19 protein-coding genes are annotated in these 23,449 nt (G+C 60.2%); 9 read left to right on the top strand and 10 right to left on the bottom strand.

Annotated features, from left to right (window positions below):
* Positions 1-212 precede the first annotated feature (212 nt).
* The 4 genes from LIY36_RS21635 to LIY36_RS21620 are packed head-to-tail and all read right to left on the bottom strand — an operon-like array spanning position 213 to position 3,986.
* Positions 213-1,292: a polyamine ABC transporter substrate-binding protein gene (locus tag LIY36_RS21635; RefSeq protein ID WP_226457085.1), complete on the bottom strand. Its 1,080-nt coding sequence runs from the start codon at positions 1,290-1,292 to the stop codon at positions 213-215.
* Positions 1,293-1,352: 60 nt separating this feature from the next.
* Entirely contained in the window at positions 1,353-1,694 is a 342-nt protein-coding gene (locus LIY36_RS21630; protein ID WP_226457084.1) for a cupin domain-containing protein, read from the bottom strand.
* A gap of 26 nt (positions 1,695-1,720) precedes the next feature.
* Complete coding sequence (locus LIY36_RS21625; RefSeq protein ID WP_226457083.1) at positions 1,721-3,127, bottom strand: NAD(P)/FAD-dependent oxidoreductase; 1,407 nt, start codon at positions 3,125-3,127, stop codon at positions 1,721-1,723.
* A gap of 49 nt (positions 3,128-3,176) precedes the next feature.
* Positions 3,177-3,986, bottom strand: a complete 810-nt coding sequence (locus tag LIY36_RS21620; RefSeq protein ID WP_226457082.1) for a helix-turn-helix transcriptional regulator — start codon at positions 3,984-3,986, stop codon at positions 3,177-3,179.
* Between the two features lie 256 nt (positions 3,987-4,242).
* Between LIY36_RS21620 and LIY36_RS21615 the strand changes: the two genes are divergently transcribed.
* On the top strand, positions 4,243-4,515 hold the full coding sequence (locus LIY36_RS21615; protein ID WP_003174017.1) for a DUF1652 domain-containing protein: 273 nt from the start codon (positions 4,243-4,245) through the stop codon (positions 4,513-4,515).
* 93 nt (positions 4,516-4,608) lie between these two features.
* On the opposite strand, the gene LIY36_RS21610 is transcribed toward LIY36_RS21615, so the two are convergent.
* The gene (locus LIY36_RS21610) at positions 4,609-7,056 is read right to left on the bottom strand and encodes a UvrD-helicase domain-containing protein (RefSeq protein WP_226457081.1); all 2,448 of its coding nucleotides are present in this window, start codon (positions 7,054-7,056) and stop codon (positions 4,609-4,611) included.
* Positions 7,057-7,275: 219 nt separating this feature from the next.
* Between LIY36_RS21610 and LIY36_RS21605 the strand changes: the two genes are divergently transcribed.
* The gene (locus LIY36_RS21605) at positions 7,276-7,971 is read left to right on the top strand and encodes a pirin family protein (protein WP_226457080.1); all 696 of its coding nucleotides are present in this window, start codon (positions 7,276-7,278) and stop codon (positions 7,969-7,971) included.
* A gap of 69 nt (positions 7,972-8,040) precedes the next feature.
* On the opposite strand, the gene pgm is transcribed toward LIY36_RS21605, so the two are convergent.
* The 4 genes from pgm to LIY36_RS21585 form a co-directional block, all read right to left on the bottom strand.
* A complete protein-coding gene (gene pgm / locus LIY36_RS21600; protein WP_226457079.1) occupies positions 8,041-9,684 on the bottom strand; it encodes a phosphoglucomutase (alpha-D-glucose-1,6-bisphosphate-dependent) in 1,644 nt (547 codons plus the stop codon).
* Between the two features lie 113 nt (positions 9,685-9,797).
* On the bottom strand, positions 9,798-11,204 hold the full coding sequence (locus LIY36_RS21595; protein WP_192300955.1) for an aminotransferase-like domain-containing protein: 1,407 nt from the start codon (positions 11,202-11,204) through the stop codon (positions 9,798-9,800).
* Positions 11,205-11,240: 36 nt separating this feature from the next.
* Positions 11,241-12,677, bottom strand: coding sequence for a hypothetical protein (locus tag LIY36_RS21590; RefSeq protein ID WP_226457078.1), 1,437 nt, complete (start codon positions 12,675-12,677; stop codon positions 11,241-11,243).
* A gap of 713 nt (positions 12,678-13,390) precedes the next feature.
* The gene (locus tag LIY36_RS21585; protein WP_192300956.1) at positions 13,391-14,413 is read right to left on the bottom strand and encodes a zinc-dependent alcohol dehydrogenase family protein; all 1,023 of its coding nucleotides are present in this window, start codon (positions 14,411-14,413) and stop codon (positions 13,391-13,393) included.
* Positions 14,414-14,681: 268 nt separating this feature from the next.
* Between LIY36_RS21585 and LIY36_RS21580 the strand changes: the two genes are divergently transcribed.
* Positions 14,682-15,596: a LysR substrate-binding domain-containing protein gene (locus tag LIY36_RS21580; RefSeq protein ID WP_225595727.1), complete on the top strand. Its 915-nt coding sequence runs from the start codon at positions 14,682-14,684 to the stop codon at positions 15,594-15,596.
* A 162-nt stretch (positions 15,597-15,758) separates the two neighbouring features.
* On the opposite strand, the gene LIY36_RS21575 is transcribed toward LIY36_RS21580, so the two are convergent.
* Positions 15,759-16,694 carry a helix-turn-helix domain-containing protein gene (locus LIY36_RS21575; RefSeq protein WP_226457077.1) on the bottom strand — a complete coding sequence of 312 codons (936 nt, stop codon included), beginning with the start codon at positions 16,692-16,694 and terminating at the stop codon, positions 15,759-15,761.
* A 544-nt stretch (positions 16,695-17,238) separates the two neighbouring features.
* Here LIY36_RS21575 and oxdA point away from each other — a divergent pair.
* The 6 genes from oxdA to LIY36_RS21545 all read left to right on the top strand — a co-directional run bounded on the left by oxdA (position 17,239) and on the right by LIY36_RS21545 (position 23,438).
* The gene (gene oxdA / locus LIY36_RS21570) at positions 17,239-18,306 is read left to right on the top strand and encodes an aliphatic aldoxime dehydratase (protein WP_226457076.1); all 1,068 of its coding nucleotides are present in this window, start codon (positions 17,239-17,241) and stop codon (positions 18,304-18,306) included.
* Positions 18,303-19,172: a transporter gene (locus tag LIY36_RS21565; protein WP_226457075.1), complete on the top strand. Its 870-nt coding sequence runs from the start codon at positions 18,303-18,305 to the stop codon at positions 19,170-19,172. The genes oxdA and LIY36_RS21565 overlap by 4 nt, the downstream gene beginning before the upstream one ends.
* 117 nt (positions 19,173-19,289) lie before the next feature.
* A complete protein-coding gene (locus tag LIY36_RS21560; RefSeq protein WP_226457074.1) occupies positions 19,290-20,804 on the top strand; it encodes an amidase in 1,515 nt (504 codons plus the stop codon).
* Between the two features lie 80 nt (positions 20,805-20,884).
* Positions 20,885-21,487, top strand: coding sequence for a nitrile hydratase subunit alpha (gene nthA, locus LIY36_RS21555; RefSeq protein WP_226457073.1), 603 nt, complete (start codon positions 20,885-20,887; stop codon positions 21,485-21,487).
* 41 nt (positions 21,488-21,528) lie between these two features.
* Entirely contained in the window at positions 21,529-22,191 is a 663-nt protein-coding gene (gene nthB / locus LIY36_RS21550) for a nitrile hydratase subunit beta (RefSeq protein WP_226457072.1), read from the top strand.
* A complete protein-coding gene (locus LIY36_RS21545) occupies positions 22,188-23,438 on the top strand; it encodes a GTP-binding protein (protein ID WP_226457071.1) in 1,251 nt (416 codons plus the stop codon). The genes nthB and LIY36_RS21545 overlap by 4 nt, the downstream gene beginning before the upstream one ends.
* The last annotated feature ends 11 nt before the right edge of the window (positions 23,439-23,449 follow it).

Here is a 23,449-nt window from a genome sequence, read left to right as displayed (position 1 = left end):
CGGGCTTGCCCGCGAAAGCGGTGGTTCAGGCAACACCTCCACCAGCAGTGCCGCCGCCTTCGCAGCCTCACTAGGGCTCGACAGCTCCCACAAGGGATTGGCAGTGCCTGGGCGATCTCCAGCCGAGCGCCTACTGCCCAGCAACTCCGATCAACTGTGGAGCGAGCAAGCCCGCTCCCACAGAAGCCCGCACATAGAGGGGCGGCCGGTGTTTAACGACCCGTGCGGATGGTGTTCCACACCCGCGTGCGAATCCGGTCGATATTCAGCGGCATCGCCTCCAGCGCAAACAACTTGCCCATCATTTCTTCGCTCGGATAGATCTTAGTGTCGGCCTTGATCTCGGGCGCCACCAGGCCGTCCGCCGCGCTGTTGCCGTTGGCGTAGTGCACCGAGTTGGTGATGTCGGCCATCACCTGGGGCTCCAGCAGGTAGTTCATGAACGCATACCCGGCCTTTTCATCCGGCGCGTCGGCGGGCATGGCCACCATGTCGAACCAGATCGCGGCGCCTTCCTTGGGAATCTGATAGCCGATCTTCACGCCATTCTTGGCTTCCGTGGCGCGGCTTTCCGCTTGCAACACGTCGCCGGAGAAGCCGACGGCCACGCAGATGTCGCCATTGGCCAGGTCGCCGGTGTATTTCGAGGAGTGAAAGTACGCCACATACGGCCGCACTTTCATCAGCAGCGCTTCGGCTTTTTTGTAGTCCTCGGGATTTTTGCTGTGGGGTGGCAGCTTCAGGTAGTTGAGGGCAATCGGCAGCAATTCCGGGCCGTTATCCAGGATTGCCACCCCGCATTTGCTGAGTTTTTCCATGTACTCGGGCTTGAAGATCAAGTCCCAGGAATCCACCGGGGCGTTGTCACCCAGCACTGCCTTGACCTTGTCGATGTTGTAGCCGATGCCCGTACTGCCCCACAGGTACGGGAAACCATGGGCGTTGCCCGGATCGTTGTTTTCCAGGGCCTTGAGCAGCACCGGGTTGAGGTTTTTCCAGTTGGGCAACTGGCTCTTGTCGAGCTTTTTCAAGGCGCCGCCCTGGATCTGCCGTGCCATGAAGTGGTTGGACGGAAACACCACGTCATACCCCGAGTTGCCGGTCATCAGCTTGCCATCGAGGGTTTCGTTGCTGTCGTACACGTCGTAGCTGAAACCGATACCGGTCTGCTTCTGGAAGTTCTTGGTTGTGTCCGGCGCAATGTAGCTGGACCAGTTGTAGATCTTCACGGTCTCGGCGGCCTGGCTGGCGGAGGCCAGCAACATCAAGGGCAACAGGGCAATGGCTTTCATGGTTCGATTTCCTGGCGGTTTTAGGGCTGTTTTTATGGCAGGCGATCAAGGATCAAAGCGTTACAGAATCAATACGTAGGTCTTGCGCACGGTTTCCTGGATGTCCCAGATGCCGGTGCTGTTGGCCGGCAACATCAGTGCATCACCGGCTTGTATGTGGACGGTTTCACCGGAGTCGGGGGTGAAGGTGCAGCGGCCCTGGATGAAATGGCAAAACTCCTGGGATCTGATCTGCCGGCGCCAGCGACCCGGGGTGCATTCCCAGATACCGGTCTCGACGCCGTCGCTGCGCTCCACGCTCAGGGTCGATGCCACGGCGATCGGTTCGCCGAGGGGCACGGCCACGGGTGACGAGTCCGGCAGGTGGGCGTTCAGCGTGTCTTTGAATTGAGTGATGCTCATGGGTTCTCCCGTGTGAGTGAAACGACTTAGTGCATGAAACCTTCCATGAACTCGGCCACGCCGGTCGCCAACTTGCGGCGCCAAGGGGCGCTGTTGGGGTCTGCCAACACTTGGTCCTCATGGACAAAACTGCGAATGATCGCGTTGTAGCCCAACCAGCGGCACGGTTCGGGCTCCCAGGCCTTGAGCGCGTCCAGGCCACGTTCGCGGATTACCCAGGGTTGCCTGGTCAGCGGCGTGGCCTGGCCGAGGATCAGGTCGGCCAGGGTGCGCCCGCCCAGGTTGCTGGCGCCGACGCCCTCCCCGCCATAACCGCCGGACAGCGCGATGCCGGTCTGGTGGTCGCACAGCATGTGCGGGCGGAAGTTGCGCGCCATGCCCAGGTTGCCACCCCACGAATGGGTAATCCGTACGTGCTTGAGCTGTGGGAAAAGCTCACCGAACAGGTAGCGACGCAGCTCGACTTCACTGTCGGTCAAATCGAAGTCATGCCGCAGTTTGCCGGCGAACTGATAGCCGCCACGGGCGCCAAACACCAGGCGATTGTCGGCCGTGCGTTGGCCGTAGGTGACCTGGCGGCTGCTTTCTCCGAACGCCTGGCCGTGGCTCAGGCCGATCTCATCCCAGGTGCTGGCAGGCAGCGGCTCAGTGGCGACGATCAGGCTTTGCACCGGCAATTGGTACCGGCCCAGGGGCGCCAAGGTGTTGGCATAGCCTTCCACAGCCGGCACCACCCAGGCGGCGCGGATGCTCGCCTTGGGCGTGCGCACGTGGCCGGATTGCCAGTGGGTGGCCGGGGTGTTTTCGTAGATCTTCACGCCCATGCTTTCGACCACCCGCGCGAGGCCGCGCACCAGCTTGGCCGGGTTGATCGTCGCGACGTGGGGCGCATAGATACCGCCATAGGGCTTGGCGATGCGGATCTGTTGGGCCAGTTGTTGCGGGGCCAGCCAGCGGTAATCCGCTTCGGTCAGGCCCTGGGCGTAGAGTTTGTCCAGGTAGCGGCGCAGGCTGCCTTCCTGCTCGGGATAACGCGCGGCGCAGTACAGCGCGCCGCCCTTGCGGTAGTCGCAGTCGATGCCTTCACGGCCCAGGACCTGCGCAACTTCATCGGGGATGCCGTGCAACAGGTCGAACGAGGCGCGGCGCTGTTCGGGCGACACGTCGGCCAGCAGGCGATCTTCGCCGAGCAGGTTGCCCATCAGCCAGCCACCATTACGGCCCGACGCGCCGAAACCGGCGGTTTGTGCCTCGATGATGGCGATGTTCAGCTCGGGGGCCTGGCGCTTCAGGTAATAGGCGGTCCACAACCCGGTGTAACCGGCGCCGATAATGGCCACGTTGACGTCGAGGTCATGCTCCAGGGACGGCCGCGCCACCAGCGGGTCGTCCAACTGGCCCATCCATAAACTGATATTGCGCCATGCTGGCATGCCCGCTTCCCCTACCTCGTTTCGATAGGGTCGATCCTAGAGCGCGGTGTTACTGAATGTCTTGCGCGCGTGCACGCAGGGAAATTTGTTTGACGTAAGCCTTGGGCGACTGCCCGGTGTGCTGACGGAACGCACTGTAGAACGCCGACAACGAATTGAAACCGGCGGCGAACGCCAGGTCATCGACCTTGATCGGCGGCGTGGCGTGCTCCAGCGCGGCGAGCAAATGTTGCAGCCTGGCCTGGTTCACATAGCGGTAGAAGCTCTGGCCGAGCACTTGATTAAGCAGGTAGGAAATCTGATTACGGCTGTAGCCGCATTCCTTGGAAACCCGTTGCAGGTCCAATTCGGGGTCCAGATAAGGCTGCTTGCGTTCGAAGTACTGCTGCAAGTCATTGGCCATATGCCCCAATTGCTGCGGTGACAGGCCCAGGCGGCTGACCGTGGGACGCAGGGTCTGGGTCGGCTGTTCGTGCACCAGGGAGGCGTATTCGTTGACCCGCCAGATCAGCCCGTCGCGCACGGTGATCGCTTCGCTGGTGCGAAACGACACCAGGCCCTGGCCGCCGCGCAAGGTGATGCGATATTGGATGAACGCAGTGTTGCCATCAGCGCGGATGCGGTCGGTGTGCTCAATCGCCTCGTCCGCCTCACGGGGCATCCTGGCTTGCAGGTACTCACGCAGCTCGGCGTAACCGACCACACGGTTCTGGAAAAAATCGTGGTACTGGATCTGCGGGTGGTAGTAGGACATCACCCCATCAAGGTCGCGACGCCGCCAACACAGGCTGTGGCGCAGCACGACGTCGCAGGTGGCTTGGGTGTGCTGGCTATCATCGTCTGGGGCGATGTTTGGCATGGAAGGCTCTGCGGCGGGTAAAGCGTGGAGATTGCCGAATTTTGCAGCGTGCGACAATGGCCAGATGGAATACCGGAATAATGGCCTTTTGCCTGCCTTGTTGTAAGACGTGACCCACATCAAAAGGTAGGAAAACAACCGCCAAACGGGGCGAAAAAAGTCACGTTGTGTTTACGAACGGATGCTATTTTTAACTTCTCCGATGCCACGACCACTGACGGTCATGGCCCCTGCCGCGAGCAAAAGGAAGCGCTCAATGAACAAGGTGGGCAATATGAACAAAGTGACATTCCCCAACGCCTGCCAGCTGATGCGCTGGCATTTCCATCCGATGGGCTTCGAGGGCAGCATGGACGCGCCCGGCAGCATGGTCGCCCGCCTGTTTGACCGAGCGAGTGGCGAGACGTTGATTGCCATCGCGGGCATCCCTTGCGCCACGGTGATGAATGCGGCCGACGTGGAGCGGATTATCGAAGCGGTGGAGGATGAGTTGGCGTCGTTTGTGCCGCCGCTGTCTTTACGGGCTTGAATACGCGCTGACAGACAACACCGTTCGAAGGTGGAACAGGCTTGTGTGGGAGCAAGCCCGCTCCCACAGGGGGGGGGGTGTTGCATTCGCCGGCTAACCGCGTTGGTCGTCGAAGAAGGCTTTCTTGCCATCTACCCGCTCTGACGCCTTGGGCACATTCACCGCCTGGCCTTCGGGCTTTTCCACATACCAGTAGCAATGGCTGACGGCGCGGGTAATGCCGACATAGGCCAGGCGCAGCACCTCGTCCTTTTGCGCAGTGTCATACGGCTCGCTGTCACCGTCCTTGCCCAGCCCCGCCATGCGATACACCTGATTCTTGTAGGGCGAGCTGGTGACATGTTGGCAATCGCCCAGCAGAAATACCGCGTCTGCCTGTAGGCCCTTGGCACTGTGATAGGTCAGCTGCTTAAGCCTGCGCGCCTGGGGAGGCAAGCTAGAATCTAGATTAACTACAGACTGAATATGCTCTTGAATCAGTAACTTATCGCTACTTTTTCGATAAAGCATTAACACTGTTTCGCCGTTTTGATAGTGCATCAACAGCTGCTGCCCCAGTGCGGCTTCGTCGCGCTCCAGCACCTTGACCGGCACCAACGGCTTGGGCGCTCCGCTGGCCTTGGCCTTTTTGCCGGGAATCGCCGGCGCAGCGCGCACGATATGCTCCGCCGCGTCGATGATGTGCTGGTGACTGCGGTAGTTCTCCGCCAGCATCACGCGAGTGGTGGCCGGGGATGGGAATTCCTGGTTGAACTGCATGAAATACTTGGGCGAACTGCCGCGCCAACCATAGATCGACTGCCAGTCATCCCCCACGCACAGCAGCGATGAACGCTGGGCGCCGCGCCCGACGTGCATGGCCGGACCGCGACTGCGGATCTCGCGCAGGCTGGCGCGGATCCACGAGACGATCTGCGGCGAGACGTCCTGAAATTCGTCGATCATCAGGTGGGATAGCGGCCGCAGCAACGGATCGCTGAGCAGCTTGAGGTTTTCCGGGGTGTTTTCGCCAAACAGCGAGAACATGCGGTTGTAGGTCATGATCGGCGGCGACTGGTCGAGCAAGTGGTCTTCCAGGGCCTTCCAGAAAATGCTCAGCGCCTCGAAGAAAAAGCGGTCCGGGTCGTCCTTGGCAAAGCTCATCTGGCCCACGGCCGTGGGCACATCCAACCCGAGGTTCTCGATAAAACCGGCCGCCACGACGAAACAGTCCAACAGCGGCGCCGAAGCCAGCTCGCCCTTGACCTTGTAATCAAAGCCCGGCCCCGCGCTGGCATCACCGGCCAGGCTGCTTAACAGTCGTTTTGATGAATCGTAATTATCAAGCCATATCAGTGGCTTACGGCAGAAAGCTTGAAACAGGGTGCGCTTTACCGCCCACTCGGCGCGCACCGAAAGTTTCGAATTGGGCCGACTGACCTGGGCGTTTTCCCGCGAATCGAAGCCCAGCACCACCCACGCATCCAGCTGCGGGATGTAGCCATGGCAATGGAATTTCGCGCCATTGATCTCCACGGCCTGCCGGCTCGGCTCAATGCCCTTGATCGGCCAGGCCCCTGCGCGGAACCACAGGTCTTCGATCACATCGCAGAGTTCTTCGTCGCGTTTGGCCGCCAACTCGGTCACTGCCACGCGCTTTTGCACGTCGGGATGCTCGCGCTCCAGCTCCTTGAGCTGCAGCCCATGCCGGGCCAGCGGCGCGATCAGCTCGCGGAACCGCGCATGCTGGCCGTGTAAACGGTGATAGCAGGCGTTCATTTGCTGACGCTGGGCGTCGTTGATACGCAGGTCGAACGGGTTGCTGTCAGCCTCTTCAGCACCCGAACTCAGGTTCTCGAAGGCCTGCAGGCGCTCGAAACCCGGCAAGCTGCGCACCATCGGCAGGATGCGCGAATGGAAGGTGCGTACCACCGCCTGGGCCTCTTTGAAGCCAAGGGGTTGGCCCCACAGGTTGAGAATTTCCATGAGCTTGTGGATGAAGTCTCTGCGCGATTCGCGGGTGAAGGTCACCACGGTCATCGAACTGAGTTCAAAGCCCAGGTAATGGGTCAACAGCAGGATACGCAGCACCAGCGAAGTGGATTTACCCGCACCGGCACCCGCGATCACCGACGTCGAAGGTGTGTCGCTGAAGATCATCTTCCACTGCGCGGCACTGGGCTGGGCATGCGTCGGCAGCAGGCGCGCCACGTCAGCCTTGATGCGTTTTTTCAGGTCGGCGGTCAGCGGCAGGCGCCAATCATCGAACAGGTTGTCGTCGACACCCGGTGCACGGTGTTCATCGGGGCGAAAGTCACGGATCAGCAGGACTTGCCGGCCCTCCTCGATGCCGTCGGCCTTGCCCTCGCGGTAGCCATACTCCACGCCTGCCTCGTGCCCACTGCGAAAGCCATCGGCCTGCCCATGCAGCCAGGAAAACCGGTGCTGGGCGCGCAGGCGCGTGAGTCCGTGGCCAAACAGGCGCGCCGCCAGGCGCTTGAACAACGGCATGTCTGCCAGTGGGCGTAGCTCTGGGGGCAAATCAGGGGTGTGTTGCGGCACGCGGACTCCAGCGATGAGGTTGGTTTTGGCGAATGCGCCATGGTCGCCGGAATCGGCGTTCAGTTCCAGCCAATTGCTTTGCTGTCATGCAGTTAGGCGATGAAGTGAAAGTCAAAACCCTGTTTATCAATCTAGTAAGTCGATAGGAATCAGGCACTTTTTACGCTTTTTATCGATCATGTACTGCCGGATCATAGGCGCTATCCACAGGAGACGATCATGCTTGAACTTCGACCTTTCAACACGCTGGGCGGCGCCCACCATGGCTGGCTTGACGCCCATCACCACTTTTCCTTTGCCGAATACCACGACCCTGCGCGTATGCACTGGGGCAACCTGCGGGTGTGGAACGACGACATCATCGCCCCCGGCACCGGCTTCCCGCAGCACCCCCATCGCGACATGGAAATCATCACTTATGTGCGCGAAGGCGCCATCAGCCATGCCGATAACCTGGGCAACAAAGGCCGTACCGAGGCTGGCGATGTGCAAGTGATGAGCGCCGGCACCGGGATCGCCCACAGTGAATACAACCTGGAAGCCACGCCGACCAAGATCTTTCAGATCTGGATTATCCCGAATGAAAGCGGCTTGCCGCCGTCGTGGGGGGCCAAGCCGTTTCCCAAAGGTGACCGCGAAGGCTTTGTGACCCTGGCCAGCGGTAAAACGGGCGACAGCGAAAGCCTGCGTATTCGTGCGGACGCACGGCTGGTCGCGGCGAACTTGAAGGCTGGGGAAAGCGCCGAGTATCGGCTCGACAATGGGCGCCGGGCGTACCTGGTGCCGGCCACTGGAGCCGTAGACGTCAACGGCTTGCGCGCACACGCTCGGGATGGTGTTGCGGTTGAAGATGAGTCGGTGTTGCGGGTGACTGCCATCGAGGATAGCGAGATCGTTCTCGTCGACCTGGCTTGACCGCCTTCGACGTCTGGAGGGGGCTAAATGTGGGAGAGGCCTGCCCCCTCCCACACTGGTTTTGCGGTGTTACTGGGAAATGGCGCCGTCTACGAGGACCTGGGCTTCTTCCACCAACAACTTGAGGTGATCTTCGCCGATAAAACTCTCGGCGTAGATCTTGTAGATGTCCTCGGTGCCCGATGGCCGTGCGGCAAACCAGCCGTTTTCGGTCATCACTTTCAGGCCTCCGATCGCCTGGTTGTTGCCCGGCGCATGGCTGAGGATCTGCTGGATGCCTTCCCCGGCCAGTTGGGTGGACGTCACCTGCTCCGGCGACAACTTGCCTAGCAATGCCTTCTGCGCCGGGGTGGCCTTGGCGTCGACGCGGATCGCGAACGGCTCACCCAGGGCTTCGGTCAGGCCACGGTAGATCTGGCTTGGGTCCTGGCCTTTGCGCGAGGTCATCTCTGCTGCCAACAGCGCCGGGATCAAGCCGTCCTTGTCGGTGCTCCAGACGCTGCCGTCTTTGCGCAGGAACGACGCGCCGGCGCTTTCTTCACCGCCAAAGCCCAGCGAACCGTCGAACAAACCATCAGCGAACCACTTGAAGCCCACCGGGACCTCGTACAGGCGCCGGCCAATACGTGCGGCGACGCGGTCGATCAAGCCGCTGCTGACCACGGTCTTGCCCACGGCCGCATCGGCGCGCCAGTCGGGACGGTTCTGGAACAGGTAGTCGATGGACACCGCCAGGTAGTTGTTCGGTGCCAGCAGGCCACCGGACGGGGTGACAATGCCGTGGCGATCGTGGTCCGGATCGCAGGCGAACGCCACGTCGAAACGCTCCTTAAGGCCGATCAGGCCTTGCATCGCGTAGCTGGACGACGGGTCCATGCGGATCTGGCCATCCCAGTCGACGCTCATGAAGCGGAACGTCGAATCGACTTCGGTGTTCACCACATCCAGGTTCAGGCGGTAGTGCTCGGCAATCGCCGACCAGTAGCGCACCCCTGCTCCGCCCAGTGGGTCTACGCCCAGGCGCAGGCCGGCGCTGCGGATAGCGTCCATGTCGATGACGTTGATCAGGTCGGCCACGTAGCTGTTGAGGTAGTCATGGCGATGGGTGGTGTCGGCCTTGAGCGCCTGGGCGTGGCTGATGCGCTTGACCCCGGCGAGCTTGTTGGCCAGCAACTCGTTGGCCTTGGCTTCAATCCACTTGGTGACGTGGGTATCGGCCGGGCCACCGTTCGGCGGGTTGTACTTGTAGCCGCCACTTTGCGGCGGGTTGTGGGACGGCGTGATGACGATGCCGTCCGCCAGACCACTGGTACGGCCGCGGTTGTAGCAGATGATCGCGTGGGAAATCGCCGGGGTTGGCGTGTATTCATCACCCTCGGCCAGCATCACGTGTACGCCGTTGGCGGCAAGCACTTCCAGCGCGCTGGCACCGGCAGGCGTGGACAGCGCATGGGTGTCCAGGCCAACAAACAGCGGGCCGTTGATACCTTGGGCTTCACGGTACAGGCAAATGGCCTGGCTGATGGCGAGTACGTGCCATTCGTTGAAGCTCAGTTCGAACGAGCTGCCCCGGTGCCCGGAGGTGCCGAAGGCGACGCGTTGGGTGGAGATCGCTGCATCAGGCTGGCCCGTGTAATAGGCCGTGACCAGTCGCGGGATATCCACCAGCAACTGGGCTGGCGCCGGCTTGCCCGCAAAAGGACTGATTGTCATGCATAAACCTCGGAAAGAAGGATTCGGAAAAAATGACAGTTTACTGAGAGTTGGACTACGACGCGATGGTATCGATCCCACAGCAGAAGGAGAATTTTCTAACACTCCCTAACTCAGCCAATCTGCGCCTGCTGGAATGCCAGTGCCAATGCATCCAAGGCCACGTCCAGGTTCGGATGCCCATTGAATACATGGCTCAGGCGCACATGCTGGTGGTGCAGGCCAGCCAGGCTGAACAGCTCGCCCGGGGCAATTACTACTTGCTGGGCAACCATGCGCTGGAACACCTGGCGCATGTCTACCGTGGCCACCGACTGCAGCCATAGACTGGCGCCCGCGCGTGGCGGCTGGTAGGTCACCCGCCCCTCCAGGCGCGCGTCCACACGCTGGCTCATGGCCTCGGCTTGCTCCTGCAGGCGCTGGCGCAGGGTCTGCAAGTGTTGGTCAAACCGCCCGCTCTGGTACAGGCGGGCGATGGCACGCTGTCGGATCGACGACAAACGAAAGGCGCGCAGCAGGAACTGACGCTGCAATTCGCTGCTCAAGTGCCGCGACAGCAGATAGCCGAACGGCGCTTCCGCCCCCAGGGTTTTGTCGAACGACGAAAAGACGATCAGCCGCTCCGGGTTGACCAGATTACGCAGCGCCGGCTGGCCAGCGGCAAACGCCAAGTCGCCGTAGCTGTCGTTTTCCAGCAGCCAGCAGCCGTGCTGCTCGAGCAGATGCGCCACGTGCAGCCGCTCTTGCACCGACATGGCCACGCCCGACGGCAGGCTGACCACGGATGACAGCAGTACCAGCTGCACCGGCTCATGGCGCAACAAGTGCTCGAAGCTCATCAGGTCGAGGCTGCCATCGGCCTTCCAGGGCAACTCGATCACCCGCACACCGGCGGCCTGCAGCAAACGCAGAATCAACCAGTCGCAGGGCGATTCGACAATCAACGTAGTCCCTTTGAGGCCCAGCACATCGATCAGGATTTCCAGCACGCCACGCAGGTCGGCGCCGATGTACACCTCGTCGGCTTGCCAGCAGCGCGTGGGCGATGAGGTGTAGCGCGCCGCCAGTGCCGCCCGCAACTCCCACACGCCGCAGGGTTGCGACCAGGGTTGCAGGTGGCGCGGATAACGGCGTATCAACTGGCGCTCGAGCGTCAGCAAGGTGCCATCCAGTGCGCCCAGCAACGCAGGCTCGTCGCTACTGAGTACGGCCATGCGCGGGCGCCGTGCCGCGGCATAGAGCCTTTCCAGCAGGTCGCCACCGGGAGCCATCAACGGGTTGCTGGTCACTGGCCAGGCGAAGTAACCGGACTTGGCCACCGAGTAGACCCGCCCTTCCTTTTCCAGCAGCGAATAGGCGTACTGAATCGTCGAGATCGACACGTTCAAGCGCGTCGACAACTGCCGCAGTGACGGTAGTTTGACCGGGGTCTCCAGGCCGACTTCATTGATCAGGCTGATCATGTAGCGGTACACCGCCTGATAGGCAAATTCCGCTTGCCGCTCACCCCGCAGGTTCATGACCATCCACCAGGGCAACTGCACCCACCCATGCCGCTAGCGCCCGGACATTTGAAAGGCGCAGCCTGGTGTGGCGACAGCCGAACCCGAGGCCTCGCGGCCGCGCGCAAGCATGCTACGTTCCACCTCTCCGGGCCGCCGGCGGTACAACGCCTGGAGTAACGGCAGCGGCAGCCCGCTGGTATCGACAGCCCACTGTTGCAGCACGTCGGAGGACACCTTGCCTTGCAGCACCTTATGCAGTTCCGGGAGCGCAACCAGCATCCCGGGGTGGCATTGGCGCAGGTAACCCTCAAGGCGCTGGCCGTGGTGGATGAAGGGCGAGTAGAGCAAGCAGGTCAACTGGCTCTCATCCAGGCCAAAAACCGCCTGCGCATGAACGGTCGACAACGCACGGCCATCCGGGCTGCTGGCCTCTGCGATCAGGTATTCGGGAATCTGCCGGCGACTCATGTAGCCGTACGCCTGGCGAATAAAGCTTTCGACGCCATCCTCGTAGGACAGCTCGCGCAGACACTGGGCCTGCAAGCCGTACAGATGGGCCATCAGCAGCGGGTTCGGATACACCGGATGGCTGAAGTGGAAGCCGAACGGGTCTGGCTTATAGGCCAGGAACTCCGTGAGCAACGGCGCGGAGCCGGGGTCTACGTCGGTCAGTAGGTCGGCAATCCCAATGTAGGCCAAGTGACGATGCCCGCCACGACCAGGGCTTTCGCCCGGCACGTATTGATCGCCGTAGAGGTCGCGGTAACAGCCGACGCTCCACTCCTCCATGCGTGCAAACAGCCCACTGAGCGACATCGGTTTACCTCGCGAAATCCCCACTCCGGCTATCAGTGCGTGCTTTTTCAGCCAGGCCAGGTACTGGCTCTGCTTGCGCGCCGAATCGCCACTGACCACGGCATGCACGCCACCGTTCCAGGTTGTAACCCGCTGAAAGAAATCGCCCAGGGACAGGAAGGTGTCATTGCACAACGTGGCGCGCAGATCACCGGACGTCAGGTGCCCCACCATCAGCGTCGTGCGCTGGCTGGTTTCGCGACCGCTGCTCGACGCAGGGCGCTGGTGGTTGAAGGGGTACACCTCCTGGTTTTCCACCATCAATAATTCGACGCGGGGGTCGTCATGGAAAAACAGCGCGCTATACCCTTGGTGCAGCGTGTCGAGGGTGGCCTGGGTCATCCCTGCGTGTCGCAAGGTCGCCACGCGCAACTGGAAAGTCTTGGGTGCGCGCCCGGCGATGGACAGTTGCGCCGCCCTTAGCAACGCCAGCGTGTAGCTGCTGACTTCGCCGCCGCCATGGGCTATCAGCACTTTGTAATCACCCACCTGCTCCATGCCACCGGCCGCGACGACTATGCGTTGAATCAGTAATTGAAGTGCGGTGCGTTCGGCGCGTGTGAAGTGCCCGATCAAACGTTGTAGAACTTGTTGATAAACATAGTTCATGGCCTGCTCGTGAATTGCGCTCATAATTCTACTACCCGAGTTGAAATATCAGTTTCAGGCAACTATCAAGATTAGTTGCCCGACCCATTACACCTATAGGCTGGATGTGTATCGCTCTGTACTACGCTGGATCAACGTTAGCACCTCGCAACAAAAGCACTGTGTGCACTTATTCGCCTGCCGGGTGCCCAACCCCTTCACAGGCGGCAGAACCACAGGGGCTAGAGCGGTGCCGCCGTACAACCTAGGAATATTCCGACAACTTCCTACGCTGCTTTATCCAGAAAGTCAGAGAAGCGTCCGACAAGTAACAATCAAGCAAAACCGTGAATTCAGCGGCTATTGATCAGTACTTTCTGACGCTTGCGCTTTTCGTTTGCGCGAACATATAAACAACCTCTTAGTGCTAGAGGCATGGGACGGTAATGTCAGACATTCAATCATTGCTCAATCCTTGAGATGACAGTGAAGGCACAATTATCGGCAGTCGAATACTGATTAACAGATACAGAAAAGTGCCGAAAACCAGTTCAGATGAACAACCGGCGAAACTTTGTTTGCGCCCACACGACAACGCCGCACTGAAATTCAGCGCGGCGTCAGGGGCAAAGGTATTAAATGCGGGGTCGGCGTGCTTGAGCGGACTTAACCGTGCCGCGGGTTAAGCCCTGTCAAATGGCGCATTCGCCCCATCCGATCGGATGCATTGGACACGCATTTGCGAATACTCCTACAGATCAAACAGCTTCAACCTGCAATGCGACGCGCTCGCGGCACGGACATTCGTCCATATAGCGGTGTGCTTCGACAAACTGGCTGAACGCAAACACCGTGGTTTTCAGCGGTACCAGCACGCGATCGGCGGTCAGTTGGTTGATGTCGCGTAATGCACGCTGCAATGCCACTTGGTCCTGGATGATGCCCAGTTCCGGCTTGCCGGTGAAATTGCCGATGCAGTGCACAAAAAACTGAATGTTTTTCTGGAACGCTGCACATGCGGGGAATGGCGTCTGGTTGCCACCCTGCAAACCATACAGCACCAGGCTGCCACGCGGCGCCAACACATCGCCGAGCAACGACATCTGCGGGCCACCCAAGCCATCAAACACCACATCGACGCCGCGGTTGTCGGTGAACTTGTTGATCTGCATGAGCAAGTCCTGCTCTTCAGTGACGATGACCTTTTCCGCCCCCAGGGACAGCAAGTATTCACGCTCGGCGCTGTCCTTGGTGGCCGCAATCACCCGCACCCCCAAGGCCTTGCCCAGTTGCACGAACGATGGGCCGGCGCAGTGGCTCGCGTCGGTCACCAAGGCAAACTGGCCGGGCTTGACCCGCGCCAGGTCCACATATGCAAAGTAGGCAATCAACAGCGGCGTGTAATGCACGCTGGCTTGAATGGGGCTCAACACATCCGGATAGCGGGTCAGGGCCGAACGGGGCAGGACGATCACTTCGCCATACACCGGATAATCATTGGGGCTCTCGGCCGGAAAACTGGCGACTTTATCGCCCACAGCCAAATCATCCACGCCTTCACCCAGGGCCACGACCACCCCGGCCATCTCATGGCCAAGGCCGGATGGCAGGCGCGCATGGGAAGACGCCAGGTTCTGGCGCCACAGAATGTCGTACCAACTGATGCCGATCGCTTCGACACGCACCTGCACTTCGCCCGGTGCGGGCTGCGCGGCTACATGCTCTTCGCACTTGAGCACCTCGGCCGGACCAAACTTGTGAAAACGGATCGTGCGGGACATCGCAAACCTCGTCAAAGTAACCTCTAATGCCATGAACTCTATCTGGGCTTTCCCGGTAAGACCACAGGTCACCATTAATAGTCGACATGCCTGTCATTGATTCCGCTCCCGAGGAAAAGACCCCGGCTAACGTAGGAAAACTCAATTAGCCGGTGCAGAGTACCAGCCTTTCCCCGTAAGATTCATGCCGGTCATGCTTCTTAATCGAATCCAGGGGGTTCTTTTATGGCCGCTCTCGTCAAGCTCGCTGACTCTTCCAGGACACAAGATGAACCGTAACGACCTGCGTCGTGTCGACCTTAACCTCTTGATCGTATTCGAAACCTTGATGCACGAGCGCAGTGTGACCCGCGCGGCCGAGAAACTGTTCCTCGGTCAGCCCGCCATCAGCGCGGCCTTGTCACGCCTGCGCGGTTTGTTCGATGACCCACTGTTCGTGCGTACCGGCCGCAGCATGGAACCGTCCGCACGCGCCGTGGAAATCTTCGCCCTGCTCTCCCCGGCCCTGGACTCGATCTCCACCGCCGTCAGCCGTGCCGCCGAGTTCGACCCGGCGACCAGCACCGCGGTATTTCGCATTGGCCTGTCCGATGACGTCGAATTCGCCCTGCTCCCGCAACTGCTCAAACGCCTGCGCGCCGAAGCCCCCGGCATCGTGCTGGTGGTGCGCCGCGTCAACTACATCCTGATGCCCAGCTTGCTGGCCTCCGGCGAAATCTCCATCGGCGTCAGCTACACCGCCGACCTGCCGGCCAACGCCAAACGCAAAGTCCTGCGCCGCAGCCTGCCCAAACTGCTGCGCGCCGACAGCGTCCCCGGCGCCCTGAGCCTCGACGACTTCTGCGCCCGCCCCCACGCCCTGGTGTCATTTGCGGGAGACTTGAGCGGTTTTATCGACGAAGAACTGGAAAAACTCGACCGCAAACGCCACGTAGTGCTGGCCGTTCCGCAGTTCAACGGCCTGGGCACCTTGCTGGCGGGCACCGATATTGTCGCCATCGTGCCGGACTATGCCGCCGAAGCACTGACCGCCGCCGGCGGCCTTCGCGCCGAGGAGCCGCCGTTGCCGGTGCGCTCGTTTGAACTGCATATGGCGTGGCGTGGGTCGCAGGATAATGATCCCGGGGAGCGGTGGTTGCGGTCGCGGATTCAGATGTTTTTTGGCGACCCTGAGAGTCTATAAGGCTGGTAGGGCAGATTGTAGGGTACCGACGCCACCCTGCAAGCCAGGGTGGAGACCGGCAAGGAAGAACGCGAGCAGCAAGAAGAACGGCATTTAGGGCGCTTCGACTTGCCCATCTCTGTGAGCCCCCATCTTCACGTCTACTTTACAAACCCGGCAGTTTCAATTACGGCGTAAAAGCGTATTCGGCGCCACACCAAACGCCTTGCGAAACGCATGGCTGAAATGGGAGAAGTCAGAAAACCCGAAGTCCAGCGCTGCCTCGGACACACTGCGTACCTGGCCGCGTTCAATCGCTTCGCGACTGGCATTCAGACGCTCTTTCCAAATCTCTGCCACGGGGGTTTTCTGGTACCGCGCGAAGGCGCGCGTAACGGTGCGGGTGGACACATTGTGAGCCTGGGCGATGACCTCAATGGACAGGTCCGGCTCGGTCAGGTGCCGTTGGATGTACTGCATGATGCGGCCGTAGAGGTCCAGCTCTTGGTGAGTGGTCTTGAGGTCCTGAAGTTCCAGGCTGATGACCAGAAGATCGAGCAACGCCTCTGAATAGCGCGTTGAGATGCGTTCATCCTGCAACGACGCAGGCGTACTCGCCGCCTGGCGTAACATTTCCCGCAACGGGATCACGCCAGGCCGTCGATCGTCGAGGACCATCGCGGTGTACTCGGCAATACGTGGCAGGCGTTCGGTCAGCAATGCTCGCGGAATACGGATCAGGTGGTTTTCGGTACCACCCAAGCTGAATCGAAACGCTTGAGTTGCGTCATAAAGAAACAAATTGCCAACGGCCAAGCTGGCTTTTCTTCCGCCCTGTTCAATTTGGCCGTGGCCGTTTCGGGCAAAACCCAACCATAGATCTTCAGCCGGACCGCTACGCAGATGCCGCTCGGAGCGCTCCCAATAATGCAGTGGCGATGACAGTGAACAGATGTCCAGACTGCCTAAAGTATTGATCGCGAGCGCGCCATCGAAACTGCTCTGGGACAAGGGTTTGCTATCGGCCGCCAGGCAATGGCGGCAGACCACTTCTTTCCAGTAATCAAAGCGACGAGGTGCGGCAACGGTAAGGGTCGAATACTGGGTGCTTGGGTTCATGACACTGACCTCGGTACAGCGATGCAGTAAGAGCTGGAAAAGGTGTAACCGGCTTGTCGGCGCTAGCAATTAACAGGCCAAGCACTTTCTGTCGCCCTCGCCTACTCATCTCGCCCCCACCCTGCGTCCAAGTGTGGATGTCAGTACTCTCATCGTCCCCAATAAGAGGCACAGAAGGCTGAGCTTTAGACATTGGCGCACCAACGCCGATCACCGGTGATGGTCCCTTCTGGTGTTGTCTTTTCCAACCAAGCGGTTGTCTTGACGAACCAAGCGGCTCCTCGCCGTCACGCCTAATTTCGACCTCACAGCAGCTCATACCCCGCTGATGAGGCACGCCATGCATCGACACTGTTCACAACGATTGGCTGATTCCTCCTGGCTTCTGCACAGGCGCGATCTTGCACCAGAAGAGTCGGCTTGCTGGTTGATTGAGTGGGGAGCCATGAAGCTGCTGCACCGACGGCAGATCGCCAAACGCAGTGCGTCGGCAAAGCGCTAAAGCCCAACCGTAGGCCTGAACCAAAATAACGAGGAGCTAAATATGGAATCTGCAATCGACACACATCTCAAATGCTCACGCAGCCTGTCCCGCCGTGTGCCGGACGAGTATCAACCTCCGTTCCCGATGTGGGTTGCGCGCGCCGACGAGCAGTTGGAACAAGTGGTGATGGCCTACGTCGGCGTGCAGTATCAAGGCGAGGCGCAGCGCGAAGCGGCACTCCTGGCCATGCGTCACATCGTAGGCAGTTTCGACCTGGCCGATGGCCCTCAGACCCACGATTTGACCCACCACACCGACAGCAGCGGCTTTGATAACTTGATTGTCGTCGGCTACTGGAAAGACCCGGCGGCCCACTGCCGCTGGTTGCGCAGCGCACCGGTGAACGACTGGTGGACTTCACCGGATAGGCTCAACGACGGCCTTGGCTATTTCCGTGAAATCAGCGCACCGCGCGCCGAGCAGTTCGAGACGCTGTATGCCTTCCAAGACAACCTGCCCGGCGTCGGCGCGGTCATGGATGCAACCAGTGGCGAAATCGAAGAGCACGGTTACTGGGGCTCGATGCGCGACCGTTTTCCGATCTCCCAGACCGACTGGATGAAGCCTACAAGTGAGCTGCAAGTGATCGCCGGTAATCCAGCCAAAGGCGGAAGGGTTGTGGTACTGGGGCATGACAACCTCACATTGATTCGTTCCGGCCAGGACTGGGCAGACGCCGAGGCGGACGAACGCTCGCTGTACCTCGACGAGATCCTGCCTACCTTGCAAGACGGCATGGACTTCCTGCGTGACAACGGCCAACCGCTGGGCTGCTACAGCAACCGGTTCGTGCGCAATATCGACCTGGACGGCAACTTTCTCGACGTCAGCTACAACATCGGTCACTGGCGCTCGGTGGAGAAACTCGAACGCTGGGCCGAATCCCACCCGACCCACCTGCGTATTTTCGTGACGTTCTTTCGCGTGGCTGCGGGCTTGAAGAAGTTGCGGCTCTACCACGAGGTGTCCGTATCGGACGCCAAGAGCCAGATCTTCGAGTACATCAACTGCCATCCGCACACCGGGATGTTGCGCGATGCGGCTGCCGCGCAAGGAGAACGGCCATGAAATTCAGTCGAGTCCTACTTGCGCTGGGAATGTTGCCGTTTGCCAAAAGCCAGGCCCTTGAAGTATCGCCGGGGGATTTCGAACCGCTGCCCGCAGGCGCCGATGCCGTACTGTTTTACTACCAGCATGCCGACAGGTCCGATCTCTATCAGAACGGCCATCGGACCTCCGACAACGCCAAGCTCAGCTCCGACGTGGGCATCCTGCGTTACATCCATGCGATAGGTCTTTCCGAGAACCTTTCATGGGAGCCGCAGATTTTGCTGCCGTTCGGCTACATGAACGCCTCCGGCGATGTCGGTGCTTTGGGCGACAGCCATGGCGTGGGTGATCCGATTATCACCGCCCCACTCAAGTGGACATTACCCACGGCAAACAAAGATGTGTTTGCCCTCGCCCCTTACCTGTACATCCCCGTCGGCAGCTACAACAAAAACGATGCGTTGAACCTGGGCGAGAACCGCTGGCGGGCGACGTTGCAAGCGGCCTACATCCACCACTTCTCAGCGCAGTGGGCGCTGGACACCGTCGCCGACGTGTCCTGGGTCTCGACCAATAACGACTACGGCCCCACCCGCGCAAAACTCGAAGAAAACACGCGCTACGAGTACCAGGCAGCCGTGCGCTACAACTGGACGCCAAGCACCACGTTTGCACTCGGCGCAGGCTATGTCAGCGGGGCCGCGACCACTGTGGATGGCGTTGACCAGCACGACGGTGTCTCAACGTCCTACGCCCGTTTCACGGTCACTCACTTCATCGACCCCACCCTGCAGATCCAGGCTCAGCTCGGCAAGGACATCGAGGTGGAGCAAGGCTTCAAGGAAGGTGCGCGCCTGAATCTGCGCGTGTTGAAAGTGTTCTGAGTCCCGGTGTCCTTTTCAGCCAAATGAGTGTCCTGCTCAACCATGCGAATACGGTGATAGACGCCTAATTTGGCCTCTATTGCTTCCCGGACTGAATTGATAAAAGACAGGAAAATCATGGCCATTATTCGTCCCACACGTGATCAGTTGGTCGCCATCGCGGCCCAGTTGAACATGCAATTGACCCACGAGCAGGCGGCGTCCTACCTGGATCTGATGCAACCGAGTTTCGATGCCTACGACCTGGTCGACGAGCTATGTGATTTCGTGCCGCCCATACGTTACGACCGCAGTGCGGGCTATCGTCCCTCGAACAAAGAAAATCCGCTGAATGCCTGGTACTACCGGACTGAAGTGAATGGCGCCCGTGACGGCCTGCTGGCGGGCAAAACCGTCGCGCTCAAAGACAACGTCTCCTTGGCTGGCGTGCCCATGATGAACGGCGCCGCACCGCTGGAAGGTTTTGTGCCGGGTTTTGATGCCACCGTGGTTACGCGATTGCTCGATGCCGGCGCAACCATCCTCGGCAAAGCCACGTGCGAACACTACTGTCTGTCAGGCGGCAGCCACACATCTGACCCTGCCCCAGTGCACAACCCACATCGCCACGGTTATGCCGCTGGCGGCTCATCATCGGGCAGTGCGGCATTGGTCGCCGCCGGCGAGGTAGACATCGCAGTGGGCGGTGATCAGGGCGGGTCCATACGTATCCCGTCGGCCTTTTGCGGGACCTACGGCATGAAGCCAACCCACGGCCTGGTGCCCTACACCGGCATCATGGCGATTGAAGCCACTATCGATCATGTCGGCCCCATCACCGCCAACGTGCGCGACAACGCGCTGATGTTGCAGGCCATGGCCGGCTCGGATGGGCTCGACCCACGCCAAGCGGCGCCTCAAGTCGATGAGTATTGCCGCTACCTCGAGCGGGGCGTCAGCGACCTCCGAATCGGCGTGTTGCAGGAAGGCTTCGCGCTGGCCAACCAAGATCCCCGCGTGGCCGACAAAGTGCGCGAGGCCATCGCCCGCCTTGAGGCATTGGGCGCGCAGGTCGAGCCGGTATCCATTCCCGAACACAACCTGGCTGGTTCGCTGTGGCACCCCATCGGTTGCGAAGGCTTGACCATGCAAATGATGCATGGCAACGGCGCGGGCTTTAACTGGAAAGGTCTGTACGACGTCGGCTTGCTGGACAAACAAGCCGGCTGGCGCGAACAGGCCGACCAATTATCCGCGTCGCTCAAACTGTGCATGTTCGTCGGCCAATACGGCCTGACCCACTACAACGGACGTTACTACGCCAAGGCACAAAACCTTTCCCGCTTTGCCCGGCAAGGCTACGACAAGGCGCTGCAGACTTATGACCTGCTGGTGATGCCGACCACCCCCATCACGGCCCAACCCCACCCTGCGGCGGGCTGCTCGATCACCGAATACGTGGCGCGGGCGCTGGAAATGATCGGCAACACTGCGCCACAGGACATTACCGGGCATCCGGCCATGTCGATCCCGTGCGGCCTGGTAGACGGCCTACCCGTCGGGTTGATGCTGGTGGCCAAGCACTATGCCGAAGGCACAATTTACCAGGCAGCGGCGGCATTTGAAGCCTCGGTGGACTGGCGCACACTCTGAGTTTCCTAGCGGAAAAACAATAAGAAAGACCGGTACGTTTCAATCACACCCCAACCGCGTTGACTGATAGGAGAGAACCAATGAGTCCATCCACTTCCACACCTGTGAGCCCTTCAACGCCCGGCGAACGGGCCAGGGCATTGTTTCAAGTACTCAAAAGCAAGGAGCTCATCCCGGAGGGCTACGTCGAGCAGCTCACACAATTGATGGAACACGGTTGGAGCCCGGAGAACGGCGCCCGCGTGGTCGCCAAGGCCTGGGTCGATCCGCAGTTCCGCGCGCTGTTACTCAAGGACGGGACCGCTGCGTGTGCCCAGTTCGGTTATACCGGCCCGCAGGGCGAATACATCGTCGCATTGGAAGATACGCCGCAGGTGAAGAACGTCATTGTCTGCAGTCTGTGCTCCTGCACCAACTGGCCGGTGCTCGGCCTGCCACCTGAGTGGTACAAGGGCTTTGAGTTCCGTGCACGCCTGGTCCGGGAAGGACGCACCGTATTGCGCGAACTGGGCACTGAGTTGCCGAGCGACATGGTGGTCAAGGTTTGGGATACCAGCGCCGAAAGCCGCTATCTGGTGTTGCCGGTAAGGCCTGAAGGCTCCGAGCACATGAGTGAGGAGCAGCTTCAGACACTGGTGACCAAAGACGTGCTGATCGGTGTCGCCCTGCCCCGCGTTGACTGAGAAAAACAACGCATCATCGTTCAATTCCCGGAGTTTCTATTATGGATGGCTTTCACGATCTCGGCGGTTTCCAAGGCTTTGGCAAAGTCCCCCACACCATCAATAGCCTGAGCTATAAACAGGTATTCAAGCAGGACTGGGAGCACCTGGCCTATAGCCTGATGTTTATCGGTGCCGACCACTTGAAAAAGTTCAGCGTGGACGAAGTGCGCCATGCCGTCGAACGCCTGGATGTTCGCCAACATGTCGGCACCCAGTATTACGAACGCTATGTCATCGCCACCGCGACCCTGCTGGTCGAAACCGGTGTGATCACCCAGGCCGATCTCGACCAGGCGCTGGGTTCCCACTTCAAGCTGGCGAACCCAGCACATGCTCAAGGTCGCCCGGCTATCACTGGTCGAGTCCCCTTTGAGATTGGCGACCACGTGGTCGTGCGCGACGAATATGTGGCCGGGCATACCCGCATGCCAGCCTACGTGCGCGGCAAGCAAGGCGTGGTGGTGCATCGCACATCCGAACAATGGCCATTCCCGGACGCGATTGGCCATGGCGATACGAGCGCGGCGCATCAGCCAACCTACCATGTTGAGTTCCGTACATTCGATCTGTGGGGCGACGCGGCAGACGAGGGCTTGGTGGTGGTCGATCTCTTCGAAAGCTACCTGGACCACGCCCAGGGCAGTCGAGTGGTGAACGCATGATGAACGGCGCCCAGGCGAGCCGACTGCCGGTGACCGTGCTTTCCGGCTTCCTCGGCGCCGGCAAGACCACCCTGCTCAACCATATCTTGCGCAATCGCGAAGGTCTGAGAGTGGCGGTCATCGTCAATGACATGAGTGAGGTCAACATCGATGCCGCAGAGGTGCAACGCGATGTATCGCTGCACCGTGGCCGAGATGAATTGATCGAGATGAGCAATGGTTGTATCTGCTGCACGCTACGCGCTGATTTGCTGGAGCAGATCAGTACCCTGGCACGTCAGCAGCGCTTCGATTACCTGCTGATCGAGTCCACGGGGATCTCGGAGCCGATGCCGGTGGCAGAGACATTCGCCTTCCTCGACGCCGAAGGTTTCAGCCTCAGCGAATTGGCACGGCTCGATACGTTGGTGACGGTGGTCGATGGCAGCCGTTTTCAGGCGTTGCTGGAGTTACCGGACGCCGTGGTCCGCGACGACGTACAGGAAGACGAACCCAAACGCCCTCTGGCGGATCTTCTGATTGAGCAGGTGGAGTACGCCAACGTCATTCTTGTCAACAAACTGGACCTGATCGGCGCATCGGCTTATCAGGCGCTGCACGCGATCCTCGCCGGCCTTAACCCGACCGCGCGGATTGTGCCAATGACGCAGGGTAATGTCGGGTTATCCAACATCCTCGGCACCCACCTGTTTGATTTACCCAGTCTTGCGGCCTCGCCGGGTTGGATGAGGAAAATGGAAATTGAAGACGCACCGGCCGCCGAGTCGGACGCCTATGGCGTGACGTCTTGGGTGTACCGCGAGCGTGCCCCTTTTCACCCTCAGCGCTTGTTCGACTTTCTCAGCCGCCCCTGGAACAACGGGTGCCTGTTACGCAGTAAAGGTTACTTCTGGGTAGCCAGCCGACACCTGGAAACCGGTCTGCTGGTGCAGAGCGGCAAACAATTCCAGTGGGACTATGTGGGGCACTGGTGGAACTTCATCGAGCAGTCGCAATGGCCACGGGATGAGTATCGGTTGCAAAGCATCATGACCAAGTGGGACAGCATTGTCGGCGATTGCCGACAAGAGTTGGTTTTCATCGGCCAAGGCCTCGATACCCACGCGTTACAGCGCGAACTCGACCATTGCCTGCTGAGTGCTGAGGAAATCGCCGGCGGTCCGTCAACTTGGCAGAACTTGGCGGGGGCGACGGCCTTTGACGCCCGGACCCTGTCGGCACGTCCCAGGCACCGCCTCGAGGGCTGATCCGACTTGAC

The sequence above is a fragment of the Pseudomonas sp. AF03-9 genome (assembly GCF_020515815.1).
GTDB lineage: Bacteria > Pseudomonadota > Gammaproteobacteria > Pseudomonadales > Pseudomonadaceae > Aquipseudomonas.
This window is presented reverse-complemented; position numbering and strand designations above follow the sequence as displayed.

Excerpts from the sequence above, each read along its gene's own strand:
- LIY36_RS21635 (WP_226457085.1), bottom strand. The coding sequence starts at position 1,292 with ATGAAAGCCATTGCCCTGTTGCCCTTGATGTTGCTGGCCTCCGCCAGC.
- LIY36_RS21630 (WP_226457084.1), bottom strand. The coding sequence starts at position 1,694 with ATGAGCATCACTCAATTCAAAGACACGCTGAACGCCCACCTGCCGGAC.
- LIY36_RS21625 (WP_226457083.1), bottom strand. The coding sequence starts at position 3,127 with ATGCCAGCATGGCGCAATATCAGTTTATGGATGGGCCAGTTGGACGAC.
- LIY36_RS21620 (WP_226457082.1), bottom strand. The coding sequence starts at position 3,986 with ATGCCAAACATCGCCCCAGACGATGATAGCCAGCACACCCAAGCCACC.
- LIY36_RS21615 (WP_003174017.1), top strand. The coding sequence starts at position 4,243 with ATGAACAAGGTGGGCAATATGAACAAAGTGACATTCCCCAACGCCTGC.
- LIY36_RS21605 (WP_226457080.1), top strand. The coding sequence starts at position 7,276 with ATGCTTGAACTTCGACCTTTCAACACGCTGGGCGGCGCCCACCATGGC.
- pgm (WP_226457079.1), bottom strand. The coding sequence starts at position 9,684 with ATGACAATCAGTCCTTTTGCGGGCAAGCCGGCGCCAGCCCAGTTGCTG.
- LIY36_RS21595 (WP_192300955.1), bottom strand. The coding sequence starts at position 11,204 with ATGAACCTGCGGGGTGAGCGGCAAGCGGAATTTGCCTATCAGGCGGTG.
- LIY36_RS21590 (WP_226457078.1), bottom strand. The coding sequence starts at position 12,677 with ATGAGCGCAATTCACGAGCAGGCCATGAACTATGTTTATCAACAAGTT.
- LIY36_RS21585 (WP_192300956.1), bottom strand. The coding sequence starts at position 14,413 with ATGTCCCGCACGATCCGTTTTCACAAGTTTGGTCCGGCCGAGGTGCTC.
- LIY36_RS21580 (WP_225595727.1), top strand. The coding sequence starts at position 14,682 with ATGAACCGTAACGACCTGCGTCGTGTCGACCTTAACCTCTTGATCGTA.
- LIY36_RS21575 (WP_226457077.1), bottom strand. The coding sequence starts at position 16,694 with ATGAACCCAAGCACCCAGTATTCGACCCTTACCGTTGCCGCACCTCGT.
- oxdA (WP_226457076.1), top strand. The coding sequence starts at position 17,239 with ATGGAATCTGCAATCGACACACATCTCAAATGCTCACGCAGCCTGTCC.
- LIY36_RS21565 (WP_226457075.1), top strand. The coding sequence starts at position 18,303 with ATGAAATTCAGTCGAGTCCTACTTGCGCTGGGAATGTTGCCGTTTGCC.
- LIY36_RS21560 (WP_226457074.1), top strand. The coding sequence starts at position 19,290 with ATGGCCATTATTCGTCCCACACGTGATCAGTTGGTCGCCATCGCGGCC.
- nthA (WP_226457073.1), top strand. The coding sequence starts at position 20,885 with ATGAGTCCATCCACTTCCACACCTGTGAGCCCTTCAACGCCCGGCGAA.
- nthB (WP_226457072.1), top strand. The coding sequence starts at position 21,529 with ATGGATGGCTTTCACGATCTCGGCGGTTTCCAAGGCTTTGGCAAAGTC.
- LIY36_RS21545 (WP_226457071.1), top strand. The coding sequence starts at position 22,188 with ATGATGAACGGCGCCCAGGCGAGCCGACTGCCGGTGACCGTGCTTTCC.